This window comes from Flavobacterium sp., from assembly GCF_024710485.1.
Classification (GTDB): domain Bacteria; phylum Bacteroidota; class Bacteroidia; order Flavobacteriales; family Flavobacteriaceae; genus Flavobacterium.
In genome coordinates this window covers 133,704-153,413 of record NZ_JANJUQ010000032.1, presented here as the reverse complement: position 1 = coordinate 153,413, position 19,710 = coordinate 133,704, and the positions used below count along the sequence as shown (strand labels likewise).

The window sequence follows — 19,710 nt, the reverse complement described above, 5'->3', positions numbered from 1 at the left end:
ACTAAGCTTGTCGAAGTGAGAAGCTGTTTCCCGCTGTCCGCTCTATCTTTTTTTTGTCTCCTCGAGCGCAGTCGAGAGGCTTTTCTTTTAAAAAAAAGGATGCCGCTCCCATCGGGGCTAGGGTATCTGCTTACCATAGGAACTTACTTTTTAATGGCCAAAATCGCATAAACCATCGGAATTTTGTTGCCAAAAGCTTGAATTCGATATTTTCCTTTTTCGAATTCTTCTGTTTGGTTGAAACAATCATAAGGCGAATAATCATATTCGTTAAAGCGTTTGATTTCGAGACCCGAATTAATCAAGGCGTTCAGTATTTCGCTTATCGGATGGTTCCATGTAATCGTTTGGTTTGCTATCGGTGCTTCTCGGTCGGCGTAGGTTCCGGTTTCCGCTTCTACTATTTGGGCTACATTGAAATAATCGTAAAATACCGTTGTAAAATCATTGTCGTACATCCAAACTACCGGATGAAAATCGGCCATAATCAATTGTCCGTTCGGCTTTAAAAAATGAGCCACAACAGCAGCCCATCTTTCCAAATCGGGCAACCAGCCAATCGTACCGTAGCTGGTAAAAACGATATCAAATTGTTCATCGATTAGATGGGGAGCCTCATAAATATCGCAACAAACAAAAGTAGCTTCTAGGTTGAGTTTTTCGGCTAATTCTCGTGCTCTTTCTATGGCTTTATCCGATAAGTCAACTCCGGTAACTTGCGCACCCATGCGCGCTAAGGACAGACTGTCTTGCCCGAAATGGCACTGCAAATGCAATATTTTTTTACCGGAGACATCGCCCAATAACGCCAATTCAATGTCGTTTAAAGTTGATTTTCCTTGTAAAAAAGCTTCCATATCGTAAAAGGAGGAAGCCATGTGAACATCAACTTTGTCGTTCCAAGTGGCTTTGTTAATTGCTAAGTAATCCTGTGTGTTGTTTTTCATTATTACGCTATCTTAAGTTTTTACATCCTTACCAAATTTACAAGATATTGTAGTAACTTTGCACTTCATTTTAACAATTCAAACCATGGAAAACGGAATATACGCTAAATTCAACACCACAAAAGGTTCGATTTTAGTAAAATTAACACACGATTTAACACCGGGAACTGTAGGGAATTTTGTGGGCTTAGCCGAAGGACAATTGGAAAACGCTGCCAAACCAATGGGCAAACCGTATTACGACGGATTGAAATTCCACCGCGTGATCCCCGATTTTATGATACAAGGCGGTTGTCCGCAAGGTATCGGAACCGGTGGTCCGGGGTACAACTTCGATGATGAGTTTCACGTAGATTTGCGTCACGACAAACCGGGCGTTTTATCTATGGCTAATGCGGGACCGGGTACCAACGGTTCACAGTTTTTCATCACGCATGTACCAACCACTTGGTTGGATGATAAGCATACAGTATTCGGACATGTAGTAGAGGGACAAGATATTGTAAACGAGATTACACAAGGTGATATCATCGAGAGTCTAGAAATCGTTAGAGTAGGAGACGAAGCCCAAGCATGGAATGCTATTGAAGCGTTCCGAACTTTTGAAGGTTCTCGTCAAAAAAGAATCGAAGAAGCCAAAAAAGCCGCTGAAGCTGCTATGGAAAAATTAGCCGCCGGTTTTGAGAAAACAGAAAGCGGTTTGCGTTATAAAATCATTCAAAAAGGCAATGGTAAAAAAGCCGAAGCCGGGAAAACGGTTTCAGTTCACTACACTGGTCAGTTGGAAAACGGCAAAACATTTGACTCGTCTTATCCGCGTAAAAAACCAATCGAATTTCCTTTAGGCAAAGGCCATGTGATTGAAGGTTGGGACGAAGGGATTGCTTTGTTACAAGTTGGCGATAAAGCGCGTTTCGTTATTCCGTCGTATTTAGGATACGGTTCACGCGGTGCCGGAGGTGTAATTCCGCCGGATGCGACTTTAATCTTTGATGTAGAATTAATGGACGTTAAAGGATAAATCAAACTTAAGTTTTGATTAATAGCAAATCCCAATCGGTAACGGTTGGGATTTTTTAGTACATTTACTTTAACCAATTAATAGTAAAACATGAAATACAAAGTACTTGCCTTGTCGGTTGTAGCCCTAGTGCTATATTCCTGCTCCTCAAAATCTAATATTCCTACGGCAGAAGTTCCTAAAGAAAAGGTATTGTCGCCGGAATTGGCTGAGGGAAAATCGCTTTTCGAAAACAGTTGCGGTCGTTGTCACAAACTATATGATGCCAAAGATTACTCGGCCGAGCAATGGAAGCCTATAGTGTTGCGAATGCAGAAAAAGGCCCGTTTAGATGATGCACAAGGCTTAAAAATATACAATTACTTGACTATGAATTAACCAATAAGCACTCCGTAAGGGTGTTTTTTTTAGCTTAAAACAAGATGGAAAACCATTTAACCTGGAGCGAATTTGAAAAAGTGGAAATGCGGATCGGAACCATAGTGGAAGTCAATGATTTTCCCGAGGCTCGGAAACCGGCTTATCAATTGCACATTGATTTTGGTGCCGAAATAGGGCAGAGAAAGTCATCGGCCCAAATTACCAAGCGCTACACCAAAGAAGATTTATTGGGCAAACAAATTGTCGCGGTGGTGAATTTTCCCAAAAAGCAAATCGGGAATTTTATGAGCGAATGTTTAGTATTGGGTTCGGTAGGGATAGATAATGATATAGTATTGCTGACGTCCGATTTGAAAGTCGAAAACGGTCTTAGAATTGGCTAATTACTTTTAATTTTTCTTCTGACACTCATAATCAGATTGAAGATAGAAAGCACAATAAAAACAATCGTAAAGTAGTAGGAAATTTTCAAAGGCATTTGATCACGCTCCGGATTGTTGATGTTCATATCCAATATCCACAACCAAAAAACCAAACAGAAGCTGTGAAACAGGATGCCATATCGGTTAACAAAGTCGTGAAATTTTTGTATCAATTTTAGCATAATGTATATTTTTAAAAAAAGTCCAAAACAATACGCTTTGGACTTTTAAGGTTTCAACTAAAGTAGTTTTGATTGTTAAATGTCATCAAAATCAATATCAGTGAAGCTCTTTTCAGAAGTTGAATTCACCGATTCGGTATGGTCATGATGGTATTCTTTTTTGAAATCTTTTTGATGTCTTTCCGAAATCACTTCTTCGCCTTTGTGGTTCAACACATAAGCGGTCATTTCGCCTAAGATATCAGTGAAAGCCGCAAAGTCTTCTTTGTACAAATAAATTTTATGTTTTTTGAAGTGGAATGATCCGTCTTCTTCAGTAAACTTTTTGCTCTCGGTAATGGTAATGTAGTAATCGTCTGCTTTGGTAGCTCTCACATCGAAGAAATACGTTCTTCTTCCGGCTCTTAACACTTTAGAAAAAATCTCATCTTTTTCTAACATATCATTTTCTCTCATATTCTTTCAGTCAATTAAAAAGGTTTCTGTACAGTTCAAAAATGGTAAAATTTTTGTTACGAAACAACAATTTAATTTAATTCTTTTTCCGAAAGTTGTTTCATATACAAGTCGGCATAATAGCCCGGTTGGTTTATCAATTGATTATGAGAACCTTCTTGAATGATTTGTCCTTCTTCGAGTATAATGATCTTGTCGGCGTTTTTGGCCGAGGAAACACGATGGCTGACAATTATCGTAGTTTTGTCTTTTGATATCTGGAGTAAGTTGTTCAGGATTTGTTCTTCAGTTTCCGTGTCAACCGCCGACAAACAGTCGTCAAACAATAGTATAGGCGGGTTTTTGATAATCGCTCTGGCAATCGAAACGCGTTGTTTTTGTCCGCCCGAAAGGGTTATGCCGCGCTCGCCTAACATGGTTTCGTATTGCAGGTTAAAGTGCATAATGTTGTTGTGAACCACCGCTTTTTTGGCTGCTTCCATTACTTCTTCATCGGTGGCGTCTTCTTTGCCGAATTTGATGTTGTTTTTTATCGTATCCGAAAATAAAAAAGCATCTTGCGGAACGATACCAATGCTGTTGCGTAGGTCGTATAAATTTACTTGGTCAATGGCTTTACCGTCTATGTTGATTTCACCTTCTTTAATGTCATACAAGCGCGTTATCAGCGAAAGAATACTTGATTTTCCGGAGCCCGTTTGTCCTAATATGGCGAGTGTTTCTCCTTTTTTGACTTTAAATGAAATGTTTTTCAAAGCAGTAATATCCGTGTCTTCGTAGGTGTAGCTGACGTTTCTGAATTCGATTTCGCCTTCAATTCGGGTGTTTTCTTTCGCTTTGTTTTTAATCTCCGGACTCACTTTTAAAAATTCGTTGATGCGTTTTTGCGACGCTTCGGCTTCCTGAACCAAGGACGAAACCCAACCGATGGAAGCCACCGGCCAAGTTAGCATGTTCACATAAAGAATAAACTCAGCGATGGTACCAATACTTTTGATGTCGCCTTCAATGTACATCAAACCACCAAAATAAATCACCACCAAATTACTAACGCCAATCAGGGCAATCATCAGTGGTCCGAATAATGATTGTACGCGAGCCAAACTCATACTCTTGGTTTTGCTTTCTTTGGCTAAATCGACGATTTCTTCTTGGTATTGTTTTTCCAAAGCATACGCTTTAACCACGCGAATTCCGGAGAAAATTTCCTGAGTAAAACTCGAAATCTTCGATAAGTATTGTTGGAAAGTAGTACTGCGTTTGTTGATTTCTGAACTCAAACGAAAAATGATAAACGACAAAATCGGCAACGGTAAAATGGTGTATAAAGTCAACAACGGCGATACGTTGTACATGTAAATAATCACCACCGTAAAACGAATAAAAGTGTTAATGGTATACATTACGGCAGGTCCGACATACATGCGTACTTTGGCCACATCCTCGCTGATGCGGTTCATCAAGTCGCCGGTGCGATTTTGTTTGTAGAAATTTTGATCTAAAACTTCGTAGTGTTGGAAGACTTCATTTTTCAAATCAAATTCTACGTGACGCGACATCACAATAAGGGTTTGTCGCATCAAAAAAGTCAAAATGCCGGCAATCAGGGTAGTGCCTATAATCCAAAGAATGTTTTCAATCAGCTCCGCTTTAATCATTGCGCTGCTCATGTTATTAGCGTGAAAACTTTCGATGGCGGCAAAGGATTGGCTAACCAATTTGGGGGTAAACAAAGAGAAAATTTGCGCTACAATAGTGATTAAAATTCCTAATAAAAAATGGAATTTATATTTGATAAAATATTTGTTTAAATACTGAAGTTCTTTCATCTTAAATTTCAAGAAATGGATTGTTTGGGGTAAATTTTGTTAAAATATTGCGAATAAATAAATTATTGTATTCTTGCTTTAAACTGAATTTATTAACAAATTACTAATTATTACTCTTATTGAGGCAATTTGTTGAATAATATTTTATTTTTGTACCGACTTTTTTAAAAAGTCACAAATTAATACAACTACAATATGACATCAGAAATCACCACACCGGTTGAACTCAAAAAAATGGACCCAGTTTTCGGTCAACTTTCTTTTGACAATCATGAACAAATTGTTTTTTGTCACGACAAAGATACAGGTTTAAAAGCAATTATTGGTATTCATAATACAGTTATGGGGCCGGCACTTGGAGGAACTAGAATGTGGAAATACGCTAACGAATGGGAAGCTTTAAATGATGTTTTGAGACTTTCTCGTGGTATGACCTACAAATCTGCCATCACCGGTTTGAACTTAGGTGGAGGAAAGGCTGTAATTATTGGCGATGCTAAAGCCGATAAAACACCGGAATTGATTACCCGTTTCGGGGAGTTTGTGAACTCTTTGAGCGGTAAGTACATCACAGCAGAAGACGTGGGAACAACAACCGAAGACATGGACAGAATTCACAAAGTAACCAAACATGTTACCGGTATTTCAGAAGCTATTGGTGGTTCAGGCAATCCTTCTCCTGTAACGGCTTATGGTGTTTACATGGGAATGAAAGCAGCCGCTAAATACCAATTCGGTTCCGATAACTTAGAAGGCAAAAAAGTATTGGTACAAGGAACAGGTCACGTTGGAGAAACGTTAATCAGCTACTTGAGAAAAGAAGGAGCTGAGGTGTTTGTATCCGATATCCACCAAGATAAAATGGAAAATATGGTGTCTAAATACGGCGCTAAAATCTTCACGGGAGCCGATTTGTACGCTGCTGATGTTGATATTTATTCGCCTTGTGCTTTAGGAGCTACTATTAACGATGAAACGGTTAACAAAATCAAAGCTAAAGTAATTGCAGGAGCGGCTAACAACCAGTTGGCAGTAGAGGCGGTTCACGGACAAATTTTAAGAGAAAGAGGCATTGCTTATGCGCCGGATTTCTTAATCAATGCCGGTGGAATTATCAATGTTTACGGTGAAATCGTAAAATACGGTAAAGACCAAGCCATGAAAATGACCGAGAATATCTATAATACTACTTTAGAGATTTTCAACTTTGCTGAGGCGAACAACATACCTACGCAACAAGCAGCTATGCAAATTGCGCAAAACAGAATCGACCAAAGAAAAAAAGAAAACGCTGCTAAATAAGTAGTAAAATTTTAAAATATTCCTATTTTTGCAAAGCGAAAGATCTTCTTTCGCTTTGTTAATTTTTAAAAGTTCTTATCCGTGTTAAACAGAAGACATATTCGAGTAAAAGTGATGCAATCCATTTATGCGATGCACCAAAAAAATGCTGAAGAGTTAGAAAAAGAGGAGAAATTCCTAATCCAAAGTATTGATAATATTCAGGATTTGTATTTGATCATGTTGTCTTCCCTAACGGAAATTCGCAAAAAAGAAGTTATTTTCTTAGAAACTTCTGCCAAGAAACACTTAGCCACACCGGAAGAAAAAAATCCAAACCTTAAGTTCGTCAACAATGCCGTTTTACTGCTGTTAGAAGAAAACAGTTCATTAAGCATTGCCCTTGAAAGCAGAAAAATCAACAACTGGTCGCTCAACGATGATTACATCTTGTTACTTTTAAACGAAATCAAACAAAGTGATTTGTATGCCAAATACATGAGCAATCGCACCAATACGTTTGAAGAAGACAAACAGTTTGTAGTAGACATGTTCACCGAGTTGATTGCGCCAAACGAAAAGTTATACGACTATCTCGAAGATCATAAACTGACTTGGATTGACGATATTCCGTTGGTGAATACCCAAATCCAAAAGCAACTCAAACAAATATCGTTGAAAGACGATTTCAAAGTGGTGAAGTTGTACAAAGATGAAGAAGACCGCGAATTTGTTGGTAATTTGTTCCGCAAAACGGTACTCAACGAGGTAGCATTGGCCAAAGAATACATTGATAAAACGCCCAATTGGGATGCCGAACGTATCGCCGAAATTGATACCATCATTTTAAAAATGGCTATTTGCGAATTTTTGAAATTTCCGTCTATTCCAATCAAAGTGACCATCAATGAATACCTAGAAATTGCCAAAGAATATTCTACTCCGAAAAGCAGTATTTTTATTAACGGAATTTTAGATAACTTGGTCAAAGAATTCCAAGCCGAAAATAAAATCAAAAAAACCGGTAGAGGTTTAATGTAATCAGTGATAATACTATGAAAATAAAATTCAATTTGTTGGTTGTTGCAGCACTACTGGTACTGACAACCGCGTGTAAAAAAGAAAGTACAAACGATAAAGAAGTTTTGTTGGACACCATTTCAACTCAAACACCTGAAGCCATCGAAACAGTTACACCAACAGCTCAAGTGCCGGCAGATGGGAAATATCCGATAATGACCTTTGAAAAAGAAGAACACGATTTCGGAACCATTCAACAAGGCGACAAACCGAGTACTGATTTCAAGTTCAAAAACACCGGAGAAGCCGACTTAATCATCACTGCGGCGCGAGGTTCTTGTGGCTGTACAATACCTGATTATCCGAGAACACCCATAAAACCGGGTGAAACCGGAAACATTAAAGTGTCTTTCGATTCTAAAGGAAAACAAGGTAAAACTGCCAAAACAGTAACCCTACAATGCAATACCCAAGAAGGGAACAAAATTTTAATTATTAATGCTAATATCGAAGTTCCTCAAAAGAACTAAAACCCAACAATTATTATGGAACAATTAACTAGTTTTTTACCCTTTTTATTAATGTTTGTGGTGATTTATTTTTTTATGATTCGCCCACAACAAAAGAAATTAAAACAAGAAAAAGAATTTGAAGCTGCCTTGAAAGTCGGCGATAAAATCATCACTAAAAGCGGATTCCACGGCAAAATTTCTGAGTTAGCCGAAACGACAGTGGTAATCGAAACCATGTCGGGCAAACTAAAAATTGAGCGTTCAGCCATTTCATTAGAACTGACTCAAGCTTTGAATAAAAAAGCATAAAGAAAAGTACGAAATTAAAAGTACGAAGTACAAAGTAAAATCCCAAATACCACAAGGTGTCTGGGATTTTTTGTTAAAAGTAATCAGCTCAAGTAAAATTGTTTACATTTGGCACTCTAAACCCTTTTAAGGACTCATACAACAAATGAAACACTATTACTTTTTCTTATTTTTTCTTTTTACCACTATTACCAATGCCCAATGGGTGAATCTCAATACCGGAATCAATGATAACCTTACAGGCGCTGTTTTTTTAGATGAAAACGGCTTGGCTTGCGGAGCCGAAGGTTTATACTATACAACAACCGGTGGTGTAGGGTCGGGTAGTTGGACCCGATTTGAAATCACAAACAATACTGCCGACGCGGCTATATATGAGAACACGGCTTTTACCCATTGTTATTCTGTTCCTTCCAATTCGTCTAATAGCGGATTTGTCTTCGCTTGCGGTCAGGATACTACAACACAAAAGGCGGTTTTGATGAAGATAGCCATCCCGTCTCTAACATACGAAATAGTATATGTCGGACCGACCAATTCTAAATTGAATAAAATCGATTTTTCTTCGAGTTACAACGCCTATTTTGCAGTGGGTGATGATGGTTTATTACTTCGTTTCAATGCCACACAACTATTTACTATTCCCACCGGTTTGACGGATGATTTATTAAGTGTGGGCTCAGCGAGTAGTTATATACTCTTAGGCACTGATCAAAAGATAATGCGAACTTCTATCAGCGCAGGGGCTTTGGGTACTGTAAATGTAGTACCAACCAACTCAGCAATCAATCGTGATGTGTTATTTGGCAACAGTAATAGCTCCAATGTATATGGTGTTGGCGGCAATTCATTTTCGTATACCGATTTGTCTTCGGTTACTGATTTTACGACCCGTTACAATCAAAACTTCTACGGACCACTGGATGCCAATGGTTTTATCCTGAATTCCGGATATATTTTCATCGGTACGAGTCACGGAATTTACCGATCATCTTATGCTACGAGTTCTTTTTCTAATGTTTCGACCGAGTGGCAAGTCACTTCCCTCAATTACGATATCAAAGATTTTTGGAAACAAGACGGCACAACCGATTTCTATGCCTTTGGTAGTAATGGTGTCATCTTAAAAACCAATGGAAACGGTGGTGCTACCAAACCTTACGTTCGTATTAACGCCAATGGCGGATGCTATCCGGGAGGAATTCCGTTAAGTGCGGTTACCGGAAGTGCCAACACTTACAGCTGGTACATCAACAATAATTTAGTACAAACCGGAACCAACTCCTTTAGTTATAATTTTCCGGCTGTAGGTACTTATACAATTGATTTGACGGTTCAAAACAGCGCCGGTCAACAGTCAACCGATTCCAAAACAATTTACATTGTTAATCCGCCGCAAATAGACAAAACGGTTACGCTGAGCGATGCTATTTTGTGCAAACAAGAAGCCATTCAAATTACAATAGCCGATTCAGAACCGGATGTGATTTATACCTTGCGAATGGAAGACCAATCCGGGACTAATTATGGGCAGAGTAGTGTAAGTACCGGTGGTCTTTTAACATTTACAACCGGATTAATTGAGGTGACCGGAAACTACTACATCGATGCTAAACACAACTTAGCCAATTGCAGTCGCCGATTTACCGGAAACTTTTTGATTACGGTTGAAGAAACCAAAGCCGATTTTCACGCAGGCTTAATCAACGCAGAAGTCAATGAAACGGTCGACTTTTTCGAAAACACTACCGATGCTCAAAACTTTGATTGGCAATTTACACCGAATGCTTCAGTGATAAGTTCAAGTTCACCTAATCCGCAATTGAGTTTTAGCGCTCCGGGTGCTGTAACTACAACCTTACATGCTTGGTCGGATAACGATTGTCACGATACTGTAACCAATACTAAACCCTATATTTTTGAGCCGGATGCCGCCGCCGCCGAATGCTTCTTGTTAACCAACAACAGTAATGATCCCAATTGGCCGGGGAATTATAATCCCGATATTGCCCAAATGACACCAACAGCCGATGGCTTTTTACTTTGCGGAACGTATTTCAATGAGATTTTCGATTCCAATCACGGCGTAACACTAAACTTAGCCGGAAAAAAAGGAGGCTATTTGTCTAAATACGACAGCAACGGTGTGATTAAATGGACGGTTTACAACATCAATACAGCTTTTGGGAACAACAATGATAATGGCGTTTATTCTACTGCTGTTGATGCTGAAGGTAATATTTATATCTCCGGCAAAGGAAGCGGTAAATTTATCGACAATACCGGAAGAAGCACCGATTTATCAGCGACACTCAATCAACCCGGATATTACTTAATCAAATTAAACGCCAAAGGAGAATTGATTTGGTACTGGCAAAACAGTTACCTCGGCTTTGTAAAAATGGCAGTAGACAGCCAAAATAATTTGATAGGACTGTCGTCTTTGGATACTAATTTTATCACTATTCAAACCTATTTTAACGGCGCTTTAGCTCAGGAGATAGCCCAGCAAGTAGTTACCCCAAGAGCAACTAACGTAATTGTAAAGATTGCTCCTAACGGCTCGTTTATTTGGGATACTAAGGTTTATTTATATTCTGCCAATAAAATCGGACTTAGTAATTTAGGAATAGACGCGAATAACAATATCTATTTTACAATGGATTTCGATTTGCAAGGAACCGTTTACCAAGCCGGAAGCAATACCGTTTCTCAAACCATTATGGGAGATGGTAGCTACGGTTCTAAAATCGGATTGATAAAAATGAGTCCTAATGGCGAAATTATCTGGAAACTCAGAAGCCGTACTATTGATGCGAATGGTTTTCCTAATGATACAACCTATGCCAATAAAATGATAGTGGAAAGCGATGGGACCATTTATCTTACCGGTACCAATTCTACGGGCTATAATTATTTTGGCACTCTAAATTTTACACATGTTTTTGAAAACACCGATGGCTCAACGGTGTCAACCCAACAAGGACCATATTTTGTGGCCAAAGTCAATACCAACGGGATTTGCCAATGGATCCGTGGTTCAGGTCATACGTATTATGGACATGGGTACAATTTGTTAAAAGACGGTAATGAAATTCACGTAGTCGGACAAATTTTTAATAACAATAACGACGGCGACTATTGTACGGCTTTATTCGACAGTACCAACGGAAACGGTTATAGCTTAACCATCAATAAGTTTGATTATTTTGTTTCAGTATATGACGAGGCAGGCAATTTAAAGCGATTGTTTTTGAATAATGATGGCGGAAATATCAATAGTTTTTATGGCTTTACCGGTTTTTTCAAAGGAACTAATAATCTTTTCTATTTGGCCAAAAATATGGGATATCCATCTTCTGCATCGCAAGTATATACCGATTTTGGTCAAGTAATCGATGGCTTGAATGGGGTAGACGGAACCGTACTTCGCTTTGCGGAAAGTTGTGGTGTGTCAAAATTCAACGCTTTAAGCAATACTGATTGGTCTGATACTACCTTCGATAAGCTGACTATAGTGCCCAATCCAACCGTGAATGAGTTCAGCATAACACTTAACTCCTCATTTGAATCGGCTATTGTAGAAGTGTATGATATCACCGGAAAGTTAATTTCAGAAGAACAGTTTAACAATGTCAACAAAGTTTCTTCTTTCATAAGTGGACAATCCGGCCTTTATTTTGTCCGACTAAAAGCTGACCATGCAGAAAAATGGTTTAAGCTGATGAAGCGTTAAGCTGTGAAAATTTCAAACAAAAAATCCCAAATGCCATAACGGAATTTGGGATTTTTCACTTCTTACTTCGTACCTCGTACCTCGTAATTTTCACTTCGTACTTTTCACTTATTTCCTATACTTATCATTAAACCCTTTGCCATCCAATATCATCGGCGTGATTTTTTCCAAACGGGTGACTTTGGTTTTTTCTTGTTTGGCTGTGGCCATGTATTCCCAATATTCTTTTTGTTTGAAAGGGGTGAGTTGTTCTAAAGCGGTTTTCAAAGCGATATCCTTATCCAATGCCGCTTGAAAGAATTCGCATTGCATGGCTTCTTTCTTTTCGGGCTTAACGGATAAGCCGGCTTTTTCGTTGGCTATGGCTTCGTTTAGGTAACGCAGTATCAGTTTCTCATCCAATTCTTCTGTCGAGGTAAAACGCCATTGGCGCAAGGCTTTGGTTACGCCTTCATTGGCATTGACCAATACGTTGGCCTCATCCTTTAAAAAAACACCGTTAAAAAACCACAACGCAAAATAATTCTTGAAACCACCTATACCTATTACGTTTTTGTTGTTTAAGGTATAGACTTCGCCACCCCATTTTTGGGCTTCAACCAATTCGGTTTTCAAAACTATAGCTCGAAGTTTTTCTATGGCTTCGTCCCAAAGTTCGTTCTTTCTCCAAGGGTTTTTTGTTTCTTTCATCTTATATTGCACTTTGTACTTTGTACTTTGCACTTCGTACTTGATACCTCGTACTTGATACCTCGTACTTCGTACCTCTTACCTCTTACCTCTTACTTCGTACCTCTTACTTCTTACTTCGTACTTCGAACTTATTTCTTCTTCCCTTTTTTCTCTTTCTTTCCCTTTTTGGTAAAGTCAGTAGTAGCGGTCAATTCAGCAATCTTAACAATCACCTCCACCGCTTTTTGCATGCTTTCAACAGGAACGTATTCATATTTGCCGTGGAAGTTGTGACCACCGGCAAAAATGTTCGGACACGGTAAGCCCATATACGACAAGCGACAACCGTCGGTACCACCGCGAATGGGTTTAATCAAAGGTTTAATGCCTAAAGATTTCATGGCTTTTTCGGCCAAATCTACAATAAACATTACCGGTTCTACTTTCTCCTTCATGTTGTAGTATTGGTCTTTGATTTCGCAAACCACGATATCTTCTCCAAATTGTTTCTGATAAGCCTTATTGAATTTTTTGGTGATTTTGTGTACCAATTCTTTGCGCTTGATGAATTTCTTCATGTCGTGGTCGCGGATAATCAATTCCAATTTGGTTTCTTCGATACTACCGGTTAATCCTGTTACGTGGAAAAAGCCCTCGTAGCCTTTGGTTTCCTGTGGTGTTTCACCTTTCGGCAATTCGTTGATAAAATCGTTGGCCAACAACATCGAGTTGATCATTTTCCCTTTAGCATAACCCGGATGCACCGATTTTCCTTTGAAAGTCACTTTAACACCGGCTGCGTTGAAGTTTTCATATTCCAATTCGCCTATCTGACTGCCGTCCATCGTATAAGCCCAATCGGCTCCGAATTTTTTTACATCAAACAAATCGGCACCGCGACCAATTTCCTCATCGGGTGTAAAACAAACCCTGATTTTGCCGTGCGGAATTTCAGGATGTTGGATCAAATATTCCATAGCCGTCATGATTTCGGTAATTCCGGCTTTGTCATCGGCGCCTAATAAAGTCAATCCGTTGGTGGTTATTAACGTTTGCCCTTTATACTGCAATAAATCTTTGAAGTAGTTAGGTGATAAAATGATGTTTTGTTCTTTATTTAAAACGATATCACCACCATCGTAATTGTGAATCACTTGCGGTTTTACGTCTTTACCGGTAAAATCGGGCGTGGTATCAAAATGCGCTACAAAACCTATAGTCGGCACTTTTTCTTTGACGTTAGAAGGCAAAGTCGCCATCACATAAGCGTGTTTGTCAATAGTGACTTCTTTCATCCCGATGGCTTTCAATTCTTCTACCAATTTATTGGCCAAATCGAATTGTTTTTGGGTGCTCGGTGTAGTGCTTGAATTCGGGTCGGATTCGGTATCGATAGTGACATAGCTGATAAAGCGGTCAATAATATGTTGCATGGTTTTTAATTTTTGGTAAAGATAATAATTAGGAAGGACAAAGTATAAAGTGAGAAGGACGAAGTATGGTATAAAAAAAGGAACCATTCGGTTCCCTTCATTATTAATACAAACTCGGATATTGATCCGGTTTGGCTTCGTGCATAATCGCATATACTTTTTCAAAAATATCTTCTGCAGATGGTTTGGAGAAATAGTCGCCATCCGTGCCGTACGCAGGGCGATGGGCTTTAGAAGTTAACGTTTGCGGTTGGCTGTCTAAATATTGGTAACCGTTTTGCTCATCGATAATTTGTTGTAATAAATAAGCGCTCGCACCACCGGGAACATCTTCATCTACAACTAACAAACGATTGGTTTTAGCGATACTCTTCACACAGTCGTGCTGAATGTCGAAAGGCAATAACGATTGCGCATCAATGATTTCCACATCAATGCCTACTTCCAACAATTCTTTCGCAGCTTGCTCTACAATTCGCAAAGTAGAACCGTAGGAAACAATAGTAATATCGTTACCTTCTTTAATCGTTTCCACCACACCAATAGGCGTTTTGAACTCGCCTAAATTGGTCGGCATTTTTTCTTTCAAACGATAGCCGTTCAAACATTCTACCACCAAAGCCGGTTCATCGGTTTCTAGTAAAGTATTGTAAAATCCGGCCGCTTTGGTCATATTTCTCGGCACCAATACATGTATACCGCGAATGGCATTGATAATCATACCCATAGGCGAACCCGAATGCCAAACACCTTCCAAACGGTGGCCACGTGTTCTGATGATTAACGGCGCTTTTTGACGGCCGTGAGTTCTGTATTGTAAGGTAGCCAAGTCATCACTCATGATTTGAATGGCGTACAATAAATAATCTAAGTATTGAATTTCAGCTATAGGTCGTAAGCCACGCATCGCCATTCCGATACCTTGTCCTAAAATGGTCGCTTCCCGAATACCGGCATCGGCCACACGCAATTCTCCGTATTTTTCCTGCATGCCTTCCAAACCTTGATTAACATCGCCTATGTTGCCGCTGTCTTCTCCAAAAATCAAGCTTTCCGGATATTTGTTGAAGATGGCATCAAAGTTATCACGCAATACCAGTCGGGCATCCACTTCTTCCGCCGATTCGTCGTAGGTAGGTGCCACCGGTGCCACTTTAACAACAGTGTTGTCAGATTGTGAAAACAAATGCGAGCTGAATTTCGGTTGTATTTTGTTGGTGTAATTCGTAATCCAAGTCGCCAACTGCGACTGTCCGCTTTCTTTTACTATCAAACGCAATACCTTGCGAGCAGTGGTTAGGATGTCTTTGCGTATAGGCTCTTTGATCGCCGCCAAATCAGCTGCGTATTTTTCGATGAATACTTTGTTCGCACTGCTTTCAGCAATGGCAGTTAACAATGCAACCAATTCGTTCTGTTCGGCTTTAATAGGTGAAACAAAAGCAGTCCAAGCCGACTTTTTGCCTTCTAAAACTTCTTTTTTGGCTTCGTTATCGATGGTTTCTAATTCTTCGGCAGTGGCCAAATTGTTATCGATTAACCAATTTCTCATTTGGGCCAAACAATCAAATTCAGCTTCCCAAGCCAAACGCTCGGCATTTTTATAGCGTTCATGCGAACCGGAGGTCGAGTGGCCTTGTGGTTGTGTTAATTCTTGAACGTGTACCAAAACCGGTACGTGTTCTTCACGGGCAATAGCCGATGCTTTTTGGTAGGTTTCTACCAATGCCGGATAATCCCAACCTTTTACAGTCATGATTTCATAGCCATTGTTGTCGGCATCGCGTTGGAATCCTTTTAATATTTCGGAAATATTTTCTTTAGTAGTTTGGTAACGGGCATGTACGGAAATACCATATTCATCATCCCAAACACTCATTACCATCGGTACTTGTAGTACGCCGGCAGCGTTTATGGTTTCAAAAAACAAACCTTCTGAAGTCGACGCATTGCCAATGGTTCCCCAAGCCACTTCGTTTCCTTGATTGGAGAATTTAGTAAAATCTTCCAACCCGCGAACGTTGCGGTATATTTTTGAAGCTTGCGCCAAACCTAACAAACGAGGCATCTGACCGGCTGTAGGTGAAATATCAGCACTGGAGTTTTTTTGTTGCGTTAAGTTATTCCAATTGCCGTTTTCGTCTAATGAATGGGTGGCAAAGTGACCGCCCATCTGACGTCCGGCACTCATCGGATCGTGCGCTAAATCGGTGTGACCGTACAAACCGGCAAAGAATTGTTCAATGGTTAATTGCCCAATTGCCATCATAAACGTTTGATCGCGGTAGTAACCGGAACGGAAGTCGCCATTCTGAAACGCTTTAGCCATCGCCAATTGCGGTACTTCTTTTCCATCTCCGAAAATGCCGAATTTGGCTTTTCCGGTGAGTACTTCTTTTCGGCCCAGCAAACTGCATTCGCGACTTACACGCGCTATGCGGTAATCGTTTAGTACTTCGGCTTTGAAATCTTCAAATGTAATTTCGGTTTTGGTTTGTGCTTCAGTCATGTTGCATTATTTTCTAAAAAAAACAAATTTAAATAAAAAGCAACAAGTTTTAGCATACTGTTGAAAAAATATAATTCAACTATCTATAATTTTGAAGTTTAAAATAGGTAGTTGATTGATAAATGTTTAAGAATTGTTAAGTATTATAAATAAAAATGTAAAAAATAATGAATAGAGGCAGTTTTTAAAACCATTTTCTGGTAAAAAGACTGATGAGTGTGTCCGGATTAAAAGTAACCAAAAAGCGTATGCGTTCACCATAATTTCTCTCTCCAATTTCCCAACCATTGCTGGAGTAAACCGGGAAATACAATTCGAAGTAATCGGTGACCAAGTTCAGGCGAACACCGCTATCGTAAACAAATTGGGGATTGGTATTTTTGTTTTTAATCACTCCGGCATCCCCATACACTTCAATCCAATTCCAAATGTTGGTGCTGGCATTTAAAGTGGTCATCCATTGGTTGGCAGTACGGGTTTCCAACATCGATTTGAAAAAACCATCTGTAGGAAGCAATTGCTGGCTAAACAAACCGGAGGTTTCTGAACGGCCTAAATAGTCGTATTCAAAAAGATAATCTGTCGGTCGGTCGAGTGCAAAATCAAAAAAAGTGGAAGTGTTGTTGTTGTACAAAAAAGTCCCGGCGAACAAACGTAAATTAAGCTGTTTGCTGTTGTCGAAGAGTTGTCGAAACTGAAATTCCGCAGCTACTTTTCCAAATGATTTGGAGAGCTGAAAATCGGTTAAAAAATTATAGTGTTTCGTGATTTCGGTTCGGCCGTTGTAGTATTTAGCATTAAAAACCTGATAGTTCTCGGTATTTTCATCCACGATGTAAACCGATTTCTCGCGGTCAATCATGATATACTTAAAAGAGATCATTTCTTTTTTGTTGTCTCTTAAATCATCCGGACGGAAACGCAAAAACACCATCGGATTGACCTTGGTGTAATATGCATCCGGGGCATAATGCAAATAATGACCGTTCAATTGATAGCGAATACTGTACAAGTTGCTTTCGCGATTGAATTGGTTCACCATAAAATTGGCTTTGCCCGACAGACTTTTAGTTTGGGTGGATATGGTTGGATTTACATCAAAATTAAACGGTTTGTCTAAAATGGTTTTGTTGTGAAAACGAATCCCGGGCAACAAGCCATCGTATAAGTTATATTCTAAAGTCGGAATGTACACTATTTGGTTGTAATTCGGGTCTTCTAAATCTTTGAAAAAGATAAACTTAATTGGGCGACTGTTCAAACGAAAGCCACGCAACGATTGCCAGTTGTTTCTCAAATTAAACTCCGGTACTTCGTTCTTGTAATTGAGAACAATTTTATCGGCTTCGTTTCTTGGAATGGTAAACAGACTGTCTTTAGGGAAAGTATCTATCCATTTTTTAAAGACGACTTGTTTGTTTTTAATCCCGTAAATTGGGATGGGAACTTGGGTTTCAGTTTTGTTTTTAAGCGAAAAACTAACACTGTCTTTGGTTCGGCTTACCTTGTCAAATTTAAAATCAACAATGTCACGAGAGTAAATGATTTTGTCAAAGAACCAATTAATCGTTTTAGGGGTGTTTTTGGTTAGCAGCAATTCAAAATCATTTTTGTTCGTTTGTCGCTCTTTGTTCAAATTTATGAATGAACGGATGCTGTTAGGGACTATTTCGTTTTCCAAATAACTGTCCAAATACTTCAAGCTCAAACCGGCTCGGTATTTAGAGGCGATTTTTTCGTTGAATTTGATCAAAGTGTTTTTCGGCGCACTCAAAGGTTGGTCGAGATTTTTACGCGCCATCAACATATAAAAATAGCTGTATTGCCCGTTGAAATCGAGACTGACCAAATTGTAACCGCGCAACATTTTCATTTTGGCCACGCTACCCATCATTTTACTTTCCGGGTGGAATTCTTCGATGTATTTCATCATAGTGTACACCTGAATACCATCAAATATCCAAGCATCTTTCCTTGGGTCGAGTTGCAAAGTAGTATGCAAATAATTGTTGAGGTAAGTTTTCAGAAATTTGATTTCATACATAAATTCGTCCGGAAACGGACTGATAAAATTGGGCAATTGGTTCAAGCCGTAAAACGGATTTCGATTGTAATCGTTTTGGGAAACCGTAATCTTCTCGTGCGGATAAGCGCCAAGATTTTCGGCTACATAATTTACGATTTTATCAATTACAATCGCACGCTGTATATCAGTCAAACGCGAATCTCTCAGATTGGAAACTACTACTGCATGTTCGTTTTTGAAAACAGCAAATTCTTTGGCCTCATCAATAAACAAATTCAATTGTAATCTGTTTTTTCCGGTTAAAACATATAGGGTTTGATGGCCTAGTGGTTGTTTGCTGACTTCATTCAAATCGGTATCAACTACTAAATGGGAAGGAATTTTGAGATTGATATCGAAATCACTCAACCCATTTGATGCATCATCCAAGTTAAGGTTGTTGTACTTGATGAAACTACCGTTTTCGTAACGGGACGGCATCAAAAAACAGTTTTTCAAGGTCATTTTACCTTTATCTCCATAGCCGAAGCCTGTGAATTTATCGCTAGGAATTTTAATCGCATAGGTAAGGCGAAAAGTAGCTTTTTGATTGGGTAATAATTTTTCTTTTAAACGAACCTGAATCACATCAGGGTAATTTTCGTCTCTTTCCCAACTTAAAATCGATTGATTGTGATCGATGACGGTAATGTTGGTGGTTCTACCGTGTTCTCTGTCTTTGGCCAAATGATAGGTGCGTTCAAATTCATCTGAAAATCTTCGGGCCAAAGGAGTTCTTTTATCATGATACGCTTGATTCCAATCGTTTAAAACAAAATTAGTGAGTGTATCCTTTGAGGTATTATTAAACGTCAACTCCTGAACAACAGTAATCATTTTGGTTTCAGTATCCACTTCGGCCACCAATTTTGAATGGTGTTGGGACCAAGCCAAACCACTAAGCAAACAAAGTATGTAAGTCAGTTGTTTCAAAG

General features: G+C 39.1%; 16 protein-coding genes. 8 read left to right on the top strand and 8 right to left on the bottom strand.

The annotated features are described in order from the left end of the window. Window positions 1-143: 143 nt before the first annotated feature. Window positions 144-947, bottom strand: a complete 804-nt coding sequence (locus Q0M21_RS08700; protein WP_295337134.1) for a bifunctional 2-polyprenyl-6-hydroxyphenol methylase/3-demethylubiquinol 3-O-methyltransferase UbiG — start codon at window positions 945-947, stop codon at window positions 144-146. Between the two features lie 85 nt (window positions 948-1,032). Between Q0M21_RS08700 and Q0M21_RS08695 the strand changes: the two genes are divergently transcribed. The 3 genes from Q0M21_RS08695 (at window position 1,033) to Q0M21_RS08685 (ending at window position 2,732) form a co-directional block, all read left to right on the top strand. Beyond that, window positions 1,033-1,968, top strand: coding sequence for a peptidylprolyl isomerase (locus Q0M21_RS08695; protein ID WP_295337132.1), 936 nt, complete (start codon window positions 1,033-1,035; stop codon window positions 1,966-1,968). 90 nt (window positions 1,969-2,058) lie between these two features. Continuing rightward, window positions 2,059-2,346, top strand: coding sequence for a cytochrome c (locus Q0M21_RS08690; protein WP_295337130.1), 288 nt, complete (start codon window positions 2,059-2,061; stop codon window positions 2,344-2,346). Window positions 2,347-2,390: 44 nt separating this feature from the next. After that, a complete protein-coding gene (locus Q0M21_RS08685; RefSeq protein ID WP_295337128.1) occupies window positions 2,391-2,732 on the top strand; it encodes a tRNA-binding protein in 342 nt (113 codons plus the stop codon). On the opposite strand, the gene Q0M21_RS08680 is transcribed toward Q0M21_RS08685, so the two are convergent. From Q0M21_RS08680 to Q0M21_RS08670, 3 genes are all read right to left on the bottom strand, one after another. Next, window positions 2,729-2,953 (bottom strand): hypothetical protein, encoded by a 225-nt coding sequence (locus Q0M21_RS08680; RefSeq protein WP_295337127.1) that lies wholly within the window; start codon window positions 2,951-2,953, stop codon window positions 2,729-2,731. The two genes, Q0M21_RS08685 and Q0M21_RS08680, sit on opposite strands and share 4 nt — an antisense overlap. Before the next feature lie 75 nt (window positions 2,954-3,028). After that, window positions 3,029-3,409: a PUR family DNA/RNA-binding protein gene (locus Q0M21_RS08675; RefSeq protein ID WP_295337125.1), complete on the bottom strand. Its 381-nt coding sequence runs from the start codon at window positions 3,407-3,409 to the stop codon at window positions 3,029-3,031. Between the two features lie 71 nt (window positions 3,410-3,480). Beyond that, window positions 3,481-5,238 carry an ABC transporter ATP-binding protein gene (locus Q0M21_RS08670; protein WP_295337122.1) on the bottom strand — a complete coding sequence of 586 codons (1,758 nt, stop codon included), beginning with the start codon at window positions 5,236-5,238 and terminating at the stop codon, window positions 3,481-3,483. Window positions 5,239-5,433: 195 nt separating this feature from the next. Between Q0M21_RS08670 and Q0M21_RS08665 the strand changes: the two genes are divergently transcribed. The 5 genes from Q0M21_RS08665 (at window position 5,434) to Q0M21_RS08645 (ending at window position 12,096) form a co-directional block, all read left to right on the top strand. Next, the gene (locus Q0M21_RS08665; RefSeq protein WP_295337120.1) at window positions 5,434-6,540 is read left to right on the top strand and encodes a Glu/Leu/Phe/Val dehydrogenase dimerization domain-containing protein; all 1,107 of its coding nucleotides are present in this window, start codon (window positions 5,434-5,436) and stop codon (window positions 6,538-6,540) included. A 114-nt stretch (window positions 6,541-6,654) separates the two neighbouring features. Then, window positions 6,655-7,560, top strand: coding sequence for a transcription antitermination factor NusB (gene nusB / locus Q0M21_RS08660; RefSeq protein ID WP_295337175.1), 906 nt, complete (start codon window positions 6,655-6,657; stop codon window positions 7,558-7,560). A gap of 14 nt (window positions 7,561-7,574) precedes the next feature. Next, complete coding sequence (locus Q0M21_RS08655) at window positions 7,575-8,069, top strand: DUF1573 domain-containing protein (protein ID WP_295337117.1); 495 nt, start codon at window positions 7,575-7,577, stop codon at window positions 8,067-8,069. Window positions 8,070-8,084: 15 nt separating this feature from the next. Next, window positions 8,085-8,360, top strand: coding sequence for a preprotein translocase subunit YajC (gene yajC / locus Q0M21_RS08650; RefSeq protein ID WP_295337114.1), 276 nt, complete (start codon window positions 8,085-8,087; stop codon window positions 8,358-8,360). 145 nt (window positions 8,361-8,505) lie between these two features. Beyond that, window positions 8,506-12,096 carry a T9SS type A sorting domain-containing protein gene (locus Q0M21_RS08645; RefSeq protein ID WP_295337110.1) on the top strand — a complete coding sequence of 1,197 codons (3,591 nt, stop codon included), beginning with the start codon at window positions 8,506-8,508 and terminating at the stop codon, window positions 12,094-12,096. A gap of 108 nt (window positions 12,097-12,204) precedes the next feature. Here the strand turns inward: Q0M21_RS08645 and Q0M21_RS08640 are convergent, their stop codons facing one another. The 4 genes from Q0M21_RS08640 to Q0M21_RS08625 form a co-directional block, all read right to left on the bottom strand. Next, window positions 12,205-12,786 carry a DUF1801 domain-containing protein gene (locus Q0M21_RS08640; protein WP_295337109.1) on the bottom strand — a complete coding sequence of 194 codons (582 nt, stop codon included), beginning with the start codon at window positions 12,784-12,786 and terminating at the stop codon, window positions 12,205-12,207. A 131-nt stretch (window positions 12,787-12,917) separates the two neighbouring features. Continuing rightward, window positions 12,918-14,201: a peptidase T gene (gene pepT, locus Q0M21_RS08635; RefSeq protein ID WP_295337107.1), complete on the bottom strand. Its 1,284-nt coding sequence runs from the start codon at window positions 14,199-14,201 to the stop codon at window positions 12,918-12,920. Window positions 14,202-14,304: 103 nt separating this feature from the next. Next, window positions 14,305-16,710, bottom strand: a complete 2,406-nt coding sequence (locus tag Q0M21_RS08630) for a thiamine pyrophosphate-dependent enzyme (RefSeq protein ID WP_295337105.1) — start codon at window positions 16,708-16,710, stop codon at window positions 14,305-14,307. A 184-nt stretch (window positions 16,711-16,894) separates the two neighbouring features. Continuing rightward, window positions 16,895-19,708, bottom strand: a complete 2,814-nt coding sequence (locus Q0M21_RS08625; RefSeq protein WP_367273720.1) for an aminopeptidase — start codon at window positions 19,706-19,708, stop codon at window positions 16,895-16,897. Window positions 19,709-19,710 lie beyond the last annotated feature (2 nt).

Coding starts and splice junctions, on each gene's coding strand:
- Q0M21_RS08665 (WP_295337120.1), top strand. CDS start 5,434: ATGACATCAGAAATCACCACACCGGTTGAACTCAAAAAAATGGACCCA.
- Q0M21_RS08675 (WP_295337125.1), bottom strand. CDS start 3,409: ATGAGAGAAAATGATATGTTAGAAAAAGATGAGATTTTTTCTAAAGTG.
- Q0M21_RS08695 (WP_295337132.1), top strand. CDS start 1,033: ATGGAAAACGGAATATACGCTAAATTCAACACCACAAAAGGTTCGATT.
- Q0M21_RS08680 (WP_295337127.1), bottom strand. CDS start 2,953: ATGCTAAAATTGATACAAAAATTTCACGACTTTGTTAACCGATATGGC.
- Q0M21_RS08670 (WP_295337122.1), bottom strand. CDS start 5,238: ATGAAAGAACTTCAGTATTTAAACAAATATTTTATCAAATATAAATTC.
- Q0M21_RS08690 (WP_295337130.1), top strand. CDS start 2,059: ATGAAATACAAAGTACTTGCCTTGTCGGTTGTAGCCCTAGTGCTATAT.
- Q0M21_RS08700 (WP_295337134.1), bottom strand. CDS start 947: ATGAAAAACAACACACAGGATTACTTAGCAATTAACAAAGCCACTTGG.
- pepT (WP_295337107.1), bottom strand. CDS start 14,201: ATGCAACATATTATTGACCGCTTTATCAGCTATGTCACTATCGATACC.
- Q0M21_RS08645 (WP_295337110.1), top strand. CDS start 8,506: ATGAAACACTATTACTTTTTCTTATTTTTTCTTTTTACCACTATTACC.
- nusB (WP_295337175.1), top strand. CDS start 6,655: ATGCAATCCATTTATGCGATGCACCAAAAAAATGCTGAAGAGTTAGAA.
- Q0M21_RS08640 (WP_295337109.1), bottom strand. CDS start 12,786: ATGAAAGAAACAAAAAACCCTTGGAGAAAGAACGAACTTTGGGACGAA.
- Q0M21_RS08630 (WP_295337105.1), bottom strand. CDS start 16,710: ATGACTGAAGCACAAACCAAAACCGAAATTACATTTGAAGATTTCAAA.
- Q0M21_RS08655 (WP_295337117.1), top strand. CDS start 7,575: ATGAAAATAAAATTCAATTTGTTGGTTGTTGCAGCACTACTGGTACTG.
- Q0M21_RS08685 (WP_295337128.1), top strand. CDS start 2,391: ATGGAAAACCATTTAACCTGGAGCGAATTTGAAAAAGTGGAAATGCGG.
- yajC (WP_295337114.1), top strand. CDS start 8,085: ATGGAACAATTAACTAGTTTTTTACCCTTTTTATTAATGTTTGTGGTG.